Genomic DNA, 14,503 nt, shown 5'->3' on the forward strand with positions numbered 1-14,503 from the left:
ATAGCGATTGATCAGTCAAAAGAATCTCGCCTGATCAATCGCTATCGCGAGCAAGCTCACTCCTACAGGGAGAGCGTTTCAAATCTCAGGCGATGCTGTAACCCTCAAACGCCTTGCCCTGCTGCAGCGCAGTCACAACATTCTTGCGATTGACCGGCAACTCGTTGCCTTCGTTATCGGTGAATGTTTCGTCCTGCAGGGTGGCTTCGTCGCCTTCGCCTACAAAAGTGAAACCGAGGAACTCGAAGGCTTCACGGTCGACATTCAGGCTGGAGCGCGGAGTACGCAAAGGCAGGCTGACGCTTTGGCCGTCCTTGCTGATGGTGTAGACCTCGGCTTCTTTCTTGGCGCGGGCAGCTTTGCTTTTGCCTGTGCTTGGGTTGCTGATCGCCTGATGAGTCTGGTTCAGCACTTTGAGGGCCAGGCTGTAGACCAGCTCCTGAAAGGCAGGATCGTCTTTGTAGCTGGACAGGATCCGGCTGATCGGGAACTGCGTGCTCAAATCGGCCAGTGCCAGGCTGTCGGCTGCTTCGGCGTCCTTGAGACGCTTGAGTTCGCCCATCAGTTCGTAGGCCTTGTCATCGTCATAACTGTCCTGCGCAGCACGGATCGCGGCGCGCAGCTGACGAATCTCGTCGCTTTCCTTGGCGGTCTGGAACGCATCAAGCACCATCTCGCTGATGGTCTTGGCCTGAGGTGCGTGCTGTGAAAGACCGATAGAGTTTTCGTACTCGAGCTTGGCGGAGGTCACGGATTCATTTGTCTGGGAATCAAGCATTGAATTTCACTATTTCAGGTTTGAGGCGCGAAAAGTCACTGGCCTTTCGGGGCGCATAATCTAGTGGACGCGGACGACGTTGTCACGGACCAATCCCGCAGCCCTCTATTTCAAGCCTTACGGGCGCTTGATAGCAAAACGGTACAATCCCGTACTTGTTTTTTGTCTTGTGTCTGTTGATCATCTCGCCCTTGAACCACTGACAAACAGAGAAAGCGGCACATGAGCACAGGTTTGACCGAAGACGATATGCGCAGAGCGCTGGGCCTGGATGTGCCTTCACCGGCAGCACCCGCGCCTGTGGAGCCTGAGCTCAAGCCCGAGCCGACTCCGACGCCAGCGCCTGCTCCCGTTGCCAAGGCTCCACCACCGGCACCGCGCCCGAAAGCCAAGCGTCTGTCACCGGCGCTGCTGGTGACATTGCGGGTGACCAAAGAGTTTGAAGGCGAAGAAACACTGTTCGTCCACGAAGCCAAAACCCTGAGCACCTTCGACGCTGAACAGGAAGCCCGCAAGGCGGCTGCGAAAGAGAAGTACAAGTATTTTGAAGTGGTGTCGATCAAGCGGGTTGAGTGACCAAACGCCCTGACACCGCGTTGCCGATTTGCAAGCGCTGACCCTGTGGGAGATTCGCGAAGAGGCCGGTACATCCGAGACCTGTCTGTCGGTCGACCTGACGCCTTCGCGAATAAATTCGCTCCCACAGTAAATTGGTTTCAGTTCGATATGCTCGGTTGCTACAGCACACCCACCGCACTCAACCCGTGATACCCACGATCAAAATAGACCAGCGCCGCAGCATCCTGCTGTCGACTCAGCGCCAGTACCTCGCAGAACAGAATGTCATGCGTACCCACGCTGACAGTCTGGCTGACCCGGCAATCAAACGAGGCCGCGGCACCTTCCAGCACCGGCGAGCCGGTCACCCAGGTTTCCCATTGCGCGGCGGCGAAACGCTCAACCATGGGTGTCTTGCCGCCAAACAGACTGGACAGATCACGCTGTTCACAGGTCAGGGTGTTGACGCATAGCGTCGCATTGGCGGTCAGCGCTGCATGCACCGACGCCGAACGATTCAGGCAGACCAGCAAGGTCGGCGGCGTATCGGTAACGCTGCACACCGCGGTCGCTGTGAATCCGCAACGACCGTGCGGGCCGTCGGTGGTGATTACGTTGACCGCCGCGGCCAGTCCGGCCATGGCATTGCGGTAATCCTGTTGCGGGATCGGCAGCAACGTCTGGGCGACAGCAAGAAGTTCGGATGCTTGCATGGGGTTTCTCCGTTCAGGCCTGGCTGGTCAGATAATCGAGAAGTACACGATTGAAAGGCTCGACGTCGCTGACGCTGGACGCGTGGCCGCCATATTCGAGCAGAGCCAGTTCACCGTTTGAAAGCTTGCTCGCGAGATGTTGCGAGCGCTGCCACGGCACCAGCATGTCATCGCGGTTGGCGAGCAGCAGGGTCGGCGTGGTGATCTTGTGCAACTGATCTTCGACATCGAACGCCTGCAATGCGGCAATCCGGCGCAGCAGGTTGTTGGTCTCGGGAAAGTGCGCCAGCGCATGGGCTTCATCTTCGGCCAGTTGCGCGCTGTGTTCGGCGATCCAGTCGGCAGGATAGAGAAACAGCGCCTGGGCCTGGACGTAAGCCGCCGGACCGCTGTCGCGCAATAGATTCTTGCGCACCGCGAAGCAGCGTTCGCTGTGCGGGTTCGGGCTGCTCCAGGCGTTGATCAGCACCATGCTTTGCAACAGTTGCGGGCGCTGCAAGGCCAGTTCCAGCCCCACCAATCCACCCAGCGCATGGCCGATGAAGTGACAGTGCTGTACGTCAATGCTGTCGAGCAGATCGAGTAACTCGGTGCCCATGGTCGCAATCGAATAATCCTCGGCAAGGGTCGCCGGGCTGCGGCCAGTTCCAGCCTGATCGTAAACCACCACCCGATAGCGTTCGGTCAACACTGGCAGTTGCGGTGCCCAGAACCGGGCCGAGCCGCCCAGGCCTGAACTCAATACCAGCGTCGGCGCATCGGCGGCCTGGTTGCCGAGGATTTCGTAGTGCATGCAAGACTCCATTACAGGCGCTCAAGCGCCTGCTTGTTTAAAGGGGGGGATTCTCACCGCGCGCTGCCGCTATCAAGCGCTGGACCGGTAGGAGCTGACGAGCGCCGCGGGGCTGCGATGGCGGTGTATCAGACAGACCGCCATCGCAGCCTCGCGGTGCTCGTCAGCTCCTACGGGTTCAACCTTGTTACGGATCCAGCGACAGGCGTCCTGTGAAATCAGCCGATGTGGGCGATGCTGGCGATTTCGATCAGTGCTTCGGGTTTTACCAGACCGCACTGGATGCAGTAGCGCGCAGGTTTTTCCCCGGCGAAGTATTCGGCGTAGACCTCATTCACCTTCGCGTAGTCGGCCCAGTCCTTGATCATGATCATGTTGAACGTAACGTCGTCCATGGTGCCGCCTGCGGTTTCAATCACGCTCTTGATGGTCTCTAGCACATGGCGGGTCTGAGCGGTCGCGTCGCCCACATGCACGACGTTGTTGTCTTTGTCGAAGGGCAGGGTGCCGGATACATACAGCACGCCGTCAGCCATTGAACCCGGCACAAACGGGGCGATAGGCTTGGTGGTGCCGGCTGGGATGATCGCTTTCTTGGTCATGGGCTTTCCTCAGAGAGTGGAAGTTTTGGGAGTGAACGTGCTGCAGAAATCTTCAACGCTGGAAACCCAGCCGAAAAACGTTTCGATGTTGAACAGGGCCGCCTGCTGCGCGAACGCCGGACCCGCCTGATGCGTGGCGTCGGCCAGCACCACGCCGAAATACTCGAGGAAGAAGCCATCGCGCAGGGTCGACTCAACACATACGTTGGTGGCGATACCCGTGAACACCAGGTTACGAATGCCACGGCTGCGCAGCACGCTGTCGAAGTTGGTATTGAAGAAGCCGCTGTAGCGGGTTTTCGGCAATACGATGTCGCCCGGCTGTGGCTTCAGTTCGTCCACCAACTCATAGTCCCAGCCGCCTTTGGCCAGTAGTTGGCCTTGCAGCTCGGGGCGTTTGCGCATGGTTTTCAGGGCATTGGATTTATGCCAGTTGGGCGAACCCGGGCCGCCGGCTTCGACGTAATCCGGGTCCCAGCCGTTCTGGAAGAAAATCACCGGCATGCTTGCGGCGCGCGCTGCGACCACTGCCTTCTGAATGCTGGCGATCACCGGCCCGGTGCTGCTCACATCAAAACCCGCGAGGTCCAGATAGCCGCCCGGCGTCGAATAGGCGTTCTGCATATCGATCACGATCAAGGCCGTCTCGCAGGCTTTCATGCTCAGCGGTTCCGGGCTTGCAGGAAGTTGCCGAGCAGCTTCTGCGGACTGCGGTGGTGCATAGCCTGATACAGGGGCAGTTGCATTCATCAGGCAGATTCCTTGAGCAGATTGATGTGTTGGCGACTGGTCATCAGCGGTTGAATCTTCTGCCCGAAATCTTCCACGCCTTTAACGAAGTCATCGAAGGTCAGCATCACGCCCTGGGTGCCAGGTACGCTGGCCACTTCATCGAGCATGCGTGCCACCGACGCCCATGAACCCACCAGCGTGCCCATATTGATATTCACGGCGGAAGTTGGATCGGCCATCTGCCGCATGTTCGAGCCGGGGCTCTTGTCGGCTGAGCCTTTTTCGCTGAGCCAGGCGATAGCTTCCTCGTCAGCCCCGGCCTTGATGTGCTCCCAGCGGGCGCGGGCGGCTTCATCGGTATCGTCGGCGATGATCATGAACAGCGGGCAGGAAGTGACGTTGCGGCCGGTTTTTTCGTTGGCCTCGATCAGCTTGGCAGCGGTTGGCGCGTAAGCCATCGGGGTGTTCACACCCTTGCCGAAGCAGAAGTTGTAGTCGGCGTATTGCGAAGAAAACGCCATGCCCGCTTCGCTTTGGCCTGCGCAGATGATTTTCATGTCAGCTTGAGGTTTAGGGCTGACGCGGCAGTCGTTCATGGTGAAGTACTTGCCTTTGAGATCGCTGTGCCCGGTGCTCCACAGGTCTCGTAACACTTGGGCGTATTCGGCCAGGTATTCATAGCGGGTCGAGAAGAACTCATCTCCCGGCCACATGCCCATCTGTTCGTATTCCGGTTTTTGCCAGCCTGTTACCAGGTTCACCCCGAAGCGGCCGCCGGAAATCGAGTCGATGGTCGAGGCCATACGCGCCACGATGGCCGGGGGAATAGTCAGGGTCGCAACGGTGGCGAACAGGTGGATGCGGCTGGTGACAGCGGCGAGTCCCGCCATCAGCGTGAAGGACTCCATGTTGTGTTCCCAGAACTCGGTCTTGCCACCGAACCCGCGCAATTTGATCATCGACAGGGCAAATTCGAAGCCGTAATGCTCGGCCTTCTGCACGATTGTCTTGTTCAATTCGAAAGTCGGCATGTACTGCGGCGCGTTGCTGGAAATCAGCCAGCCGTTGTTACCGATAGGGATGAAGATTCCAATATCCATGTGAAGGCCTCTTGCATGCGGTGGCAATGAACGGTGCGCCCGGCGAAGTCCGGCAGCACGCTACACAGGACGTTTTGCATGAAGCAGGCCAGCTTTTGATTGTTGTTTTAAAACAAAGAGTTGATTGAATAATGGTATGGGTTTCAGACCATTTGGTCTGGATTAGAGCACTTGGTTTGTGCGCGGTGCACGCAGACGGGGCAGGAATACCGATGTCTGTTTTTTGTAGGAGCTGCCGAAGGCTGCGATGCATTCATCCAGGTACGCCGCGATCGCAGCCTTCGGCAGCTCCTACAGGTCCAGTGTTGGCTGCACCACAGCGAGGTGCCATGGACATTGCGTGCTTCGGTTTGTGGTCTATCCCCCATCCACCAAGGTAAAGTGCCCCGGTATTCAATGTTGATGCGGTCTTAAATGTGAACAACGAACCTCCAGTGGCGCCTCCCAAATCCGTCAAACGCAGCCGTGTGGTGAAACCCAAGGCGCCTGCGCTCAAGGCTAAAGCCAAGCCTGTGGTTAAAGGCAAGGGCACGCGCGAGGCCAGTGCGTCGACGGTCAAGCGGCGGATGCGTTTGATAGAAGGCAAGCGTGCGGCGATTCTGGACGCTGCGCTGGAAATCTTCTCGCGCTTCGGCCTGCATGGCACCAGCCTGGATCAGGTGGCGAGCATGGCCGATGTGTCCAAGACCAATCTGCTTTATTACTTCGCCAGCAAAGAGGAGCTCTACACCAGTGTGCTGCGCCAGTTGCTGGATGTATGGTTGAAACCGTTGCGCGGCTTCAGTGCAGAGCAGGATCCGGTCGAGGCAATCAGCGAATACATCCGGGTCAAGCTGGAATTGTCCCGTGACCATCCCGCCGAGTCGCGGCTGTTCTGTCTGGAGATCATTCAGGGTGCGCCGTTGATGCTGGCTGAACTGGAGCAGCCACTGCGCGATATCGTTGAGGCCAAGGTCTCGGTGATTCAGGGCTGGATAGAGGCGGGCAAACTGGCACCGGTTGAACCGCATCACCTGATCTTCTCGCTGTGGGCCACCACCCAGCACTATGCGGACTTCGCCAGCCAGATCAACGCGGTGACCGGCAAGACGCTTGATGATCCGGTGTTCTTTGCGCAGACGCTGGAGAATCTCCGGGCGCTGATTCTCAATGGGATTTGCCCGCGTTAAATCCTGATTAAAAAAATCGCAGGGTTATTCTGGCTCAATGCTCCTGGCCAAGCCTTTCGCCCATGCCGTGGCCATTTTTTCTCCCACCGGCTCGAATTCCGGATGGGTCTTGCGGTACTCCGAAAGCTCGGCCATCGCCCGGCTCATGCCAGTGCTTACTCTGCCAAGCAGTTCGGCGCAGCGGGCTTCGGTCAAGCTGCACGACGTGCGCCCGAACTGGACCAGCATCTTGCGTTTTGGCCAGGCTTTTGAACCACCCAGCAACAGACCCATGATGTCGTTTCCTGCATATACCGTGGTGGTCACAAGGTCGTAAGCTGGCGCGAGCCAGATGTCTGCGTCCTCGGCACAGTTTTCATAGAGCAACCCGAAGTTTTTCAAATGCCCGTCACCATTCTGGATACCGGCAGAAAGCGCGACCATCATGAAGAAGTCCTCCAGTGCTTTAGTAACACGGGACGGCGTGACATAAGACTGGATCAGCCTGGCGCACCCTTGATAGCTGCCGTCATACTTCTTGACTGTCCCCCAGCCTGACAGCACGCACATGTCTTCAAATCCGAGGTAGCCGCTGTCAGCGACGTCGAAGCGTTTCACGACCAGTAATCTTCCTTGGCGGCCAAGCTGGATTTCAGGTACTTGAAGACCGGAATGGAATGCTGCCCGCATGCAGAAAAACTCATTGGCGGCCAGTTGGGGGAATTCCGGGTCGTGGAATGTTTTAACGATGTGCGTGGCACCCCGATGGGTAATTCGTCCAGTTTCGCCTTCCTTCTCGTCAGCTTCGCGGATCAGTACTTTTGGCTGAACGCCTGAAACCCCTGAGTAGGCGGCGTAAGTTTTCATGAGGCTATCGAACAAGTCTTCCGCCCCGTCGTAGATCAACAGTTCGGAAAGATTGATCTCGGGAAGCGGCTCGTCGCTGGCGGCATGGGCGATGCTGATGCGCCCGAGCTGATGTGGGCCTACGATGCCCAGCAATGCGAAGTCGTCAAAGCCGCGCACCGACTTGCTGAAGCGACGCGTGAGTTCATTTTTGAGATGCCCCTCGGGTAGGTGCATCTCGAATAGCGGATGGATTCCGTACTCCCAGTTGTAGCTCTCCAGGCGCACTGGCATGGTCAAGGACACGGCGTCCTTTTCGGCCAGTGGCTGGTTATAGGAGAAAATCGAGTCGCGATTGTTTTTTCCACCACGCCCCAGAGTTCCGGCAGCGACTCCCCCTGCGCCGATGTACAGCCTTTCACTTGCTGAGCTATTCATGGACGTTTCCCGCTTTCAGTTCATCAAGGGTCTTGCGTCGACGTTTGGGGGTCGCAGTCAATTCATAGCCCAAGCCTTCAAGGACTGCCGCAACCTTGCGAATGCCGACCTCGGGGATAGTGTTGTTCTCAATGCCGGAAATGGTCGCTCGACTCATGCCATGCCGGTCTGCGAGTTGGCTTTGCGAAAGGCCAGCGCTCTTGCGCAGATTTCTGATCAATATACCTAATTCATTCACTTAAAATTGCATCCTATACGGTGCATAAATAATTTATAGCGTGATTCGCATCGTATTTGATGCAAAAAGGTTTTGATAGCTTTTATTCACGACGTGCTCATGCTCGGATTTGCGTCGACATGATCTGCGATCAATCGACTTCAGCCCGTTCAACCCTTGATCCGTCTTCAGCCCCCATGCCCGCTTTTCGTGCTCGTCCCGCCCAAACCAAGTGCTCTGCTTCGGACCATTTGATCTGTTTTTATCTGCTTAAAACGCTAAACACCTGAAAGTTATAGCTATTCAAAGACTGGCACAGTTACTGCTTTTCTCTCCTGCATATCAGGGCCGGGCAACCGGTGCATGTTCAATGCTGTGTCGAGAGAGGTGTTACTCGTATGACCCTGCAATCCGTCCCCATCATCGATCTTGCACCGTTCTTTTCCGGCCACCCCGAGGGCAAGGCGGCTGTGGCTCGTCAGGTCAATCAGGCTTGTCGGGACATTGGTTTTCTGGTCATCACACACCATCAGATTTCACCTGAACTGCTTGAGCGCGTGTCTCGACTGACCCGTGAGTTTTTTGATCTGCCCCTTGAGCAAAAGCGCAAAGTCGATCGGCCGAGCCCGGAGATGGTGCGCGGTTACAGCGCAATCGCCGAGGAAAGCCTGTCTTATTCGCTGGAAGAAAGTGCACCCGGCGATCTCAAGGAATCGTTTTCCATTGGCCCCACCCACGTGCCTGGTGATGACTACTACCACAATGCCGTCGCCGGTTCGCACTTCGCGCCCAATGTCTGGCCTGCAGAACATCTGTTGCCTGGTTTTCAGGAAGCTTATTGCGAGTACTTCGCCGCAATGAGTGAGCTCGCTGCGGCAATGATGCGTATTTTCGCACTGGCGCTGGAGCTGGATGAGCACTATTTCGACAGCACCATTGACCGCCACATCAGTATGTTTCGCAGCCTGAGTTATCCGGACATCAAGGGCGAGGTTGAAGCCGGACAAATGCGCGCCAGTGCGCACACCGATTACGGCAGCATGACCATCGTTCGTCCGGACAGCGCACTTGGCGGCTTGCAGGTGCGTAATCAGCGAGGCGAGTGGGTCGATGTGCCCTATGTCGAGGACAGTTTCGTGGTCAATATCGGCGACTTGATGATGCTGTGGACCAACGATCGCTGGATTTCTACCTTGCATCGAGTGGTCAATCCCCCCCAGGACAGCGTTTCAGACAACCGGCGCCAGTCGCTGGTGTTTTTTCATCAGCCTAATTACGACGCAGTGATCGAGTGCCTGCCGGGTTGCCTGGCTGAAGGCGAAACCCCACTGCACGCTGCTGTTACGTCGGGCGATCATCTGCTGTCGAAGTTCGTCAAGCAGACCACTTTCGGCGGCAGCAAGGTGGCCTGATGAACACACTTTCTTATGTGAATGTGTTTGCCAAAGACATTGTCGCCCTGAGCTGCTTCTACGCCGACCTGTTCGACTTCAAGGAAGTGGAGGCGATTCGCTCGCCGATCTTTCGTGGTCTCGATACCGGCAAATCGTGCATTGGCTTTAATGCTCCTGAAGCCTACGAGCTATTGGGTCTTGGCGATTACTGTTCGGCCAGCGGTGTGAAGTTTTTACTGAACATTGATGTCGCCGGGCAGGCCGATGTAGATCGACTGGTGCCCTTGGCGCTGGCCAAGGGCGCAACCCTGATCAAGGCGCCTTATCTGACTTACTACAACTGGTACCAGGCGGTGCTACTCGACCCTGAGCAGAACGTGTTCCGTATCAACTTCATGCTCTGACCCTCCCAACCCTGTCCCTTCAGCCATTCATCAGGATGATCAACAATGCTCAACAGATTTCTTAAGCGAACCTTGGGTGCTGCAATATTGCTGGGTCTGGCACACGGCGCATCGGCAGAGGGCTTGACCCTGGAGAAGCCGGCGAAGATTGCCATGGTCTATATCAGCCCACGCAATGATGGTGGCTGGACTCAGGCGTTCGATGAGTCGCGGGTCAAGCTGGAGAAAGAGCTGGGTACCAAAATCCAGTACGTGGAAAGCGTGCCGGAAAACGCCGCTGCAATTACGCCCGTGGTTGATCGACTGATTGCCCGGGGAGCTAACGTCATCATCGGCACCGCGTTTGGCTACTCCGATACTTTCCTCGATCTGGCGAAGAAATACCCGAAGATCGCTTTCCTCAACGGCTCCGGCACGACCAATGCGCCAAATCTGGAATCCTTCTACGGCCGTACTTACGAAAGTCAGTACCTGTGCGGCATGGCGGCGGGCGCAGCCTCGAAGACCGGCAAACTCGGCTTTGTCGCCGCCAACCCCTTCGGCCAGGTCAACTGGACCGTCAATGCCTTTGCACTGGGCGCGCAACAGATCAACCCGAATGCCACGGTCAACGTGATTTACACCGGGGCCTGGAATGACCCTGTCAAAGAGCGCGCGGCTGCCATGGCCCTGATCGATAACGGCGCCGACGTGATCGGCCAACACGTGGACAGTCCAACACCGCAAATCGTCGCCCAGGAGCGCGGCGTGCTGGGTACCGGCCACCACCGTGACTTGAGTGAGTTCGCCCCCAAGGCCACTGTTTGTTCTTCGGCCTGGGTCTGGGATCGCTTTCTGGCTCCTGAATTGAAGAAAATCATTGCCGGTAACTGGGTGCCTGATCCAAAAGGCGCGCTGCTGTCCATGGAGCAAGGTGGCACAGACATTACGCTGACAGCGGGCGAGCATATTTCTGCCGAGAATAAGCAAAAGATCGAGGCCGCTCGCGACGAGTTGATGAAGGGGCAGAAGATCATTTACAGCGGCCCGATGAGTGATCGCGATGGCAAGGAGCGAATCGCGGCGGGCAAGAGCATGCCTGATGCCGACTTGTGGAAGATGGACTGGTTCGTCAAAGGCGTGGCTTCTCAGCAATGAGTCAGGCGAACGCGATTCAGCTCACCGGCATCAGCAAATCCTTCGACGGCTTCAAGGCTTTGACTGACGCGCACTTCACCGGCAAATGGGGGGAAGTGCATGCGCTGCTTGGCGAAAACGGCGCGGGCAAATCATCGCTGATGAACATCGCCGCCGGTTTGTATGCGCCGGAGAGCGGGTCGCTGTTGATTGATGACAACCCGGTGCGGCTCAGCGGCCCCAAGGACGCGAGTCGCTACCACATCGGCATGGTCCACCAGCATTTCAAGCTGGTGCGACCTTTCACTGTTGCCCAGAACATTCTGCTCGGCCTGCCCGACGCTGTGGGGCAGGGCAGCTACAGCAAACGTCTGCAAACACTCGAAAAGCAGATCAGCGCCAAGGCTCAGGAACTGGGCTTTGCCATCGATCCGCGCCAGACCATCGAAAACCTGTCGATTGCCGAGCAGCAACGGGTGGAGATTCTCAAGGTGTTGTTGGCCGGTGCGCGGATCCTGATTCTCGACGAACCCACAGCCGTGCTGACCGATCAGGAAGCCGAACGCTTGCTGGCGACCGTGCAGTCTTTCGCACGGCAGGGCGCGGCGGTGATTCTGGTGACGCACAAAATGTCTGACGTCAAACGCTATGCCGACCGGGTGACGGTGATGCGTGGCGGTCGAACCGTGGAAACCCTTGATCCGCAAAGCGTATCGGTCGAGCAACTGGTGCGCTTGACGGTGGGTGAATCGCAGACCCTTGCCGAGCATCCCCAAGCCCCGGCGGGCGAGGCAAAACTGGTGGTGCGCAATCTGCGCTCTGTAGCGGGTCAGGGACCGTTGGCTGGCGTCGATATGACCCTGCATGCCGGGCAAATTTATGGCATCGCCGGGGTGGGTGGTAACGGCCAGAGTGAGTTGGCCAACGCCTTGATGGGCCTGCCTCAAGCGGTAGAGGGCGAAATGCTGCTGCAGGGTTTTGGCGATTTGTGCGGCGCATCCGCCGAGCAACGTCGGGACTTGCGCATCGCTTCGATTCCCGCCGACCGCTACGGCGCAGCGTTGGCAGGCTCGCTGTCGGTGGCCGAGAACTTTGCTATCGGGCAGATCCACAGCGGTCGTTACGGCTCGTTTTTTCGCCTGCGCAGCAAGCGTATGGATGAAGATGCCACCGCCGCTATAAGCGCTTTCGACGTGCAGGGTGTTCGCTCCCTGCAGCAGAAAGCCGCGCTGCTGTCCGGTGGTAATGCGCAAAAACTGGTAATCGCCCGGGAGTTCAGCCGCGACCCGCAACTGGTGCTGGTACACAGTCCCAGTCGAGGGCTGGATGCCAAGGCGACCGCTGCGGTGCACGGTCGTTTGCGGGCCGCCCGGGATGCCGGAGCGGCGGTGTTGGTGATCAGTGAAGACCTCGATGAGGTGCTGATGCTGGCCGACCGTATCGGGGTCATGAACAGCGGCCGGATCGTCGCAGAATTCGAACGCCCGGCGGATCGCCAGGCGATAGGCAAGGCCATGGTGAGTCATGACTGACGTGACACTGCAATCCTCGACTCAAAAGCCTGCACGACGTCAGCCACTGCTTTCGCGCCGCTATGCGCTGGAAATTCGTCAACAGTTGGCCTGGTACTGGCAAGCGTTGGTGATTGCCCTGGCATTGGTGGTTGGCCTGGCCATCTCGGCGGCAATTCTGGTGGGCGCGGGTGTTCCGGCAGAAGAACTGCTCAATGAGTTTGTCGTGCTGACCGTGCTGGACCCGCAGAATTTCAAAGCGGTGTTGTTTCAGGCCGCGCCGATGATCCTGGTGGGGCTGGCCGGGTGCATGGCGTTTCGTGCGCGGTTCTGGAACCTGGGCCTCGAAGGTCAGATGATCTGGGGCGGCATTGGCGCTACTGCGATTTCGTTGTTCGAAGTCGGCCCGCCGTCGATTCGGCTACCGTTGATGCTCGCGGCGGCAATGATCTGCGGCGTGCTCTGGACCCTCGCGCCCGTGCTGCTCAAGCTGCGTCTCAAGGTCAACGAAATCATCTCGACCCTGATGCTCAACTACATCGCCGCCAATTTCCTTCTGCATCTGCTTTACGGCAACTGGAAAGATCCTCGTGACAACTTTCCATACTCCCCGGCATTCCGAAGCTTTGAGCGCTTGCCGGATCTGCTCGATGGCTACAACGCGGCGATTGTGCTGGCAATCATCGTCACTGTTTTCGCGCTGTGGTTTATCGGTATTTCCCGGGCGGGCCTTTACCTGCGTTTCGTTGATGCCAATCCGCGCGTCGCTGATGCCGTCGGCGTGCCGGTGCGCAAAATGATCATCGGCACGGTGCTGCTTTCCGGGGCACTGGCCGGGATTGCCGGATTTATCGTCACCGCCGGGCAGGAAGGCCGCCTGACTCAGTCGTTCTATCAGGGCTATGGGTTCTCCGGAATTCTGATTGCCTTCCTGGCGCGCAATAACCCTGTGGCGGCGACCATCGTCGCTTTATTGGTCGCGCTGCTATTCGTGGCCGGACGCAGTTTGCAGGTGTTCTACCAGATCCCGTTTTCCATGGTGCAGTTGATCCAGGCCATTCTGGTGATCTGTGTGGCCTCGTCAGACTTTTTCATTCGTCATCGCATGCGACTGATTCAAACGGGAGAGCAGTGATGGACATGATTGCCAACTGGCTGGGCAATTCCCCTGACTTTGCTGTGCCATTCGCACTGGCGGCCCTGGGCCTGATTCTGACCGAGCGTGCCGGGGTTCTAGCGCTGGGGGCCGAAGGCTTGATGCTGGTTGGCGCACTGGCGGCGATCGGCGCCCAACTAAGCTTCAGCACGCCGATGATCTCGCTGATCATGGCCATGCTCGCTGCCAGTGTGGTGTCGCTGTTGTTCGCGCTGATGGTGTTGGTGATGCGTATCAACCAGGTCATCGCCGGGCTTGCACTGGTGTTTTTCTGTCAGGGACTGACCGGATTGCTTGGCACCTTGCTTGAATGGACCAACCAACCTGTAACCGGGCTGGCCGCAGTGGCACTTTGGCCACTTTCCGGGTTGCCGCTTATCGGAAAGATTTTTGTACAAAACCCACTGGTTTACCTGACACCGCTTATTTTTCTGGGTGTCGTCTGGTTTCTTTATCGCAGTAATGCCGGTCTGCGCTTGCGAGCCGTTGGTGAAAATCCTCAGGCGGCGGACGCGGCAGGTATCTCTGTTTTGGGTTATCGACTGGCTGCAATTCTGGCGGGCGCAGCGTTGATCGGCCTGGCAGGCGGCTATATTTCGGTGCTCAGCACCAAGATGTGGATCGCCGACATGACCGGCGGACGTGGCTGGATTGCGGTGTCGCTGGTGATTTTTGCCCGCTGGTCGCCTTGGCGCGCCCTTGCCGGTGCCATTCTTTTCGGCTGCATCGAGGCGCTGATCCCACAGTTGGCGTCCACCGGCATTCGCCTGCCGCAATACTTCGTGCTGATGACGCCTTATGCCGTCACGCTGATGGTCATGATCTGGGTGGCAATGGATAAAAACGCAAAGGCAGCGGGTTCAGGCAATCAGCCGGGAGCGTTGGGCGAAGCGTTCATTCGTGAGGAGCGACGCTGAGGCGGGCAGGGTGCGGCATCACAGGCAGTTGCCGGGCAGGGGACTGCCAACGTAGGATGCGCAACCGCCTGGCGTTTTGT

The 14,503-nt window shown here is 57.8% G+C and carries 16 protein-coding genes; 8 read left to right on the forward strand and 8 right to left on the reverse strand.

Translation table 11 applies throughout. The features are described from left to right. Nucleotides 1-85 precede the first annotated feature (85 nt). Entirely contained in the window at nucleotides 86-778 is a 693-nt protein-coding gene (locus KDX30_RS23920; protein WP_122708824.1) for a hypothetical protein, read from the reverse strand. Between the two features lie 222 nt (nucleotides 779-1,000). Between KDX30_RS23920 and KDX30_RS23925 the strand changes: the two genes are divergently transcribed. Then, the gene (locus KDX30_RS23925; protein WP_122395292.1) at nucleotides 1,001-1,354 is read left to right on the forward strand and encodes a hypothetical protein; all 354 of its coding nucleotides are present in this window, start codon (nucleotides 1,001-1,003) and stop codon (nucleotides 1,352-1,354) included. A 161-nt stretch (nucleotides 1,355-1,515) separates the two neighbouring features. Here KDX30_RS23925 and rutF read toward each other — a convergent pair whose 3' ends face one another. The 5 genes from rutF to rutA all read right to left on the reverse strand — a co-directional run bounded on the left by rutF (nucleotide 1,516) and on the right by rutA (nucleotide 5,276). Then, on the reverse strand, nucleotides 1,516-2,049 hold the full coding sequence (gene rutF, locus KDX30_RS23930) for an NADH-dependent FMN reductase RutF (protein WP_122708823.1): 534 nt from the start codon (nucleotides 2,047-2,049) through the stop codon (nucleotides 1,516-1,518). A 13-nt stretch (nucleotides 2,050-2,062) separates the two neighbouring features. Continuing rightward, on the reverse strand, nucleotides 2,063-2,842 hold the full coding sequence (gene rutD, locus KDX30_RS23935) for a pyrimidine utilization protein D (RefSeq protein ID WP_231677674.1): 780 nt from the start codon (nucleotides 2,840-2,842) through the stop codon (nucleotides 2,063-2,065). A gap of 218 nt (nucleotides 2,843-3,060) precedes the next feature. Beyond that, the gene (rutC, locus tag KDX30_RS23940; protein WP_027898842.1) at nucleotides 3,061-3,444 is read right to left on the reverse strand and encodes a pyrimidine utilization protein C; all 384 of its coding nucleotides are present in this window, start codon (nucleotides 3,442-3,444) and stop codon (nucleotides 3,061-3,063) included. 9 nt (nucleotides 3,445-3,453) lie between these two features. Next, on the reverse strand, nucleotides 3,454-4,194 hold the full coding sequence (gene rutB / locus KDX30_RS23945) for a pyrimidine utilization protein B (protein WP_264760377.1): 741 nt from the start codon (nucleotides 4,192-4,194) through the stop codon (nucleotides 3,454-3,456). Beyond that, on the reverse strand, nucleotides 4,194-5,276 hold the full coding sequence (gene rutA, locus KDX30_RS23950; RefSeq protein WP_027898844.1) for a pyrimidine utilization protein A: 1,083 nt from the start codon (nucleotides 5,274-5,276) through the stop codon (nucleotides 4,194-4,196). Before rutA ends, rutB begins: the two co-directional genes overlap by 1 nt. 416 nt (nucleotides 5,277-5,692) lie before the next feature. Between rutA and rutR the strand changes: the two genes are divergently transcribed. Then, on the forward strand, nucleotides 5,693-6,445 hold the full coding sequence (rutR, locus tag KDX30_RS23955) for an HTH-type transcriptional regulator RutR (RefSeq protein ID WP_027898845.1): 753 nt from the start codon (nucleotides 5,693-5,695) through the stop codon (nucleotides 6,443-6,445). A gap of 24 nt (nucleotides 6,446-6,469) precedes the next feature. On the opposite strand, the gene KDX30_RS23960 is transcribed toward rutR, so the two are convergent. Beyond that, nucleotides 6,470-7,708: a type II toxin-antitoxin system HipA family toxin gene (locus KDX30_RS23960; protein ID WP_231677675.1), complete on the reverse strand. Its 1,239-nt coding sequence runs from the start codon at nucleotides 7,706-7,708 to the stop codon at nucleotides 6,470-6,472. Further along, nucleotides 7,701-7,946: a helix-turn-helix domain-containing protein gene (locus KDX30_RS23965; RefSeq protein ID WP_027898847.1), complete on the reverse strand. Its 246-nt coding sequence runs from the start codon at nucleotides 7,944-7,946 to the stop codon at nucleotides 7,701-7,703. The genes KDX30_RS23960 and KDX30_RS23965 overlap by 8 nt, the downstream gene beginning before the upstream one ends. Nucleotides 7,947-8,323: 377 nt before the next feature. Between KDX30_RS23965 and KDX30_RS23970 the strand changes: the two genes are divergently transcribed. From KDX30_RS23970 to KDX30_RS23995, 6 genes are read left to right on the forward strand one after another with little or no spacing between them, the layout of a single operon-like run. Beyond that, a complete protein-coding gene (locus KDX30_RS23970; protein WP_122395299.1) occupies nucleotides 8,324-9,337 on the forward strand; it encodes an isopenicillin N synthase family dioxygenase in 1,014 nt (337 codons plus the stop codon). After that, nucleotides 9,337-9,723, forward strand: coding sequence for a VOC family protein (locus KDX30_RS23975; RefSeq protein WP_122395300.1), 387 nt, complete (start codon nucleotides 9,337-9,339; stop codon nucleotides 9,721-9,723). The genes KDX30_RS23970 and KDX30_RS23975 overlap by 1 nt, the downstream gene beginning before the upstream one ends. Nucleotides 9,724-9,768: 45 nt before the next feature. Then, entirely contained in the window at nucleotides 9,769-10,860 is a 1,092-nt protein-coding gene (locus KDX30_RS23980) for a BMP family ABC transporter substrate-binding protein (protein WP_027898850.1), read from the forward strand. Then, complete coding sequence (locus KDX30_RS23985) at nucleotides 10,857-12,371, forward strand: ABC transporter ATP-binding protein (RefSeq protein ID WP_231667091.1); 1,515 nt, start codon at nucleotides 10,857-10,859, stop codon at nucleotides 12,369-12,371. The genes KDX30_RS23980 and KDX30_RS23985 overlap by 4 nt, the downstream gene beginning before the upstream one ends. Beyond that, the gene (locus KDX30_RS23990) at nucleotides 12,364-13,485 is read left to right on the forward strand and encodes an ABC transporter permease (RefSeq protein WP_122395302.1); all 1,122 of its coding nucleotides are present in this window, start codon (nucleotides 12,364-12,366) and stop codon (nucleotides 13,483-13,485) included. Before KDX30_RS23985 ends, KDX30_RS23990 begins: the two co-directional genes overlap by 8 nt. Continuing rightward, a complete protein-coding gene (locus KDX30_RS23995) occupies nucleotides 13,485-14,423 on the forward strand; it encodes an ABC transporter permease (RefSeq protein WP_099270775.1) in 939 nt (312 codons plus the stop codon). The genes KDX30_RS23990 and KDX30_RS23995 overlap by 1 nt, the downstream gene beginning before the upstream one ends. The last annotated feature ends 80 nt before the right edge of the window (nucleotides 14,424-14,503 follow it).

The organism is Pseudomonas quasicaspiana (genome assembly GCF_021147825.1).
GTDB classification, from domain to species: domain Bacteria; phylum Pseudomonadota; class Gammaproteobacteria; order Pseudomonadales; family Pseudomonadaceae; genus Aquipseudomonas; species Aquipseudomonas quasicaspiana.

What these genes read in the sequence shown, in the direction of transcription:
- KDX30_RS23920 (WP_122708824.1), bottom strand. Translation starts at nt 778, where the DNA reads ATGCTTGATTCCCAGACAAATGAATCCGTGACCTCCGCCAAGCTCGAG.
- KDX30_RS23925 (WP_122395292.1), top strand. Translation starts at nt 1,001, where the DNA reads ATGAGCACAGGTTTGACCGAAGACGATATGCGCAGAGCGCTGGGCCTG.
- rutF (WP_122708823.1), bottom strand. Translation starts at nt 2,049, where the DNA reads ATGCAAGCATCCGAACTTCTTGCTGTCGCCCAGACGTTGCTGCCGATC.
- rutD (WP_231677674.1), bottom strand. Translation starts at nt 2,842, where the DNA reads ATGCACTACGAAATCCTCGGCAACCAGGCCGCCGATGCGCCGACGCTG.
- rutC (WP_027898842.1), bottom strand. Translation starts at nt 3,444, where the DNA reads ATGACCAAGAAAGCGATCATCCCAGCCGGCACCACCAAGCCTATCGCC.
- rutB (WP_264760377.1), bottom strand. Translation starts at nt 4,194, where the DNA reads ATGAATGCAACTGCCCCTGTATCAGGCTATGCACCACCGCAGTCCGCA.
- rutA (WP_027898844.1), bottom strand. Translation starts at nt 5,276, where the DNA reads ATGGATATTGGAATCTTCATCCCTATCGGTAACAACGGCTGGCTGATT.
- KDX30_RS23960 (WP_231677675.1), bottom strand. Translation starts at nt 7,708, where the DNA reads ATGAATAGCTCAGCAAGTGAAAGGCTGTACATCGGCGCAGGGGGAGTC.
- KDX30_RS23970 (WP_122395299.1), top strand. Translation starts at nt 8,324, where the DNA reads ATGACCCTGCAATCCGTCCCCATCATCGATCTTGCACCGTTCTTTTCC.
- KDX30_RS23975 (WP_122395300.1), top strand. Translation starts at nt 9,337, where the DNA reads ATGAACACACTTTCTTATGTGAATGTGTTTGCCAAAGACATTGTCGCC.
- KDX30_RS23980 (WP_027898850.1), top strand. Translation starts at nt 9,769, where the DNA reads ATGCTCAACAGATTTCTTAAGCGAACCTTGGGTGCTGCAATATTGCTG.
- KDX30_RS23985 (WP_231667091.1), top strand. Translation starts at nt 10,857, where the DNA reads ATGAGTCAGGCGAACGCGATTCAGCTCACCGGCATCAGCAAATCCTTC.
- KDX30_RS23990 (WP_122395302.1), top strand. Translation starts at nt 12,364, where the DNA reads ATGACTGACGTGACACTGCAATCCTCGACTCAAAAGCCTGCACGACGT.
- KDX30_RS23995 (WP_099270775.1), top strand. Translation starts at nt 13,485, where the DNA reads ATGGACATGATTGCCAACTGGCTGGGCAATTCCCCTGACTTTGCTGTG.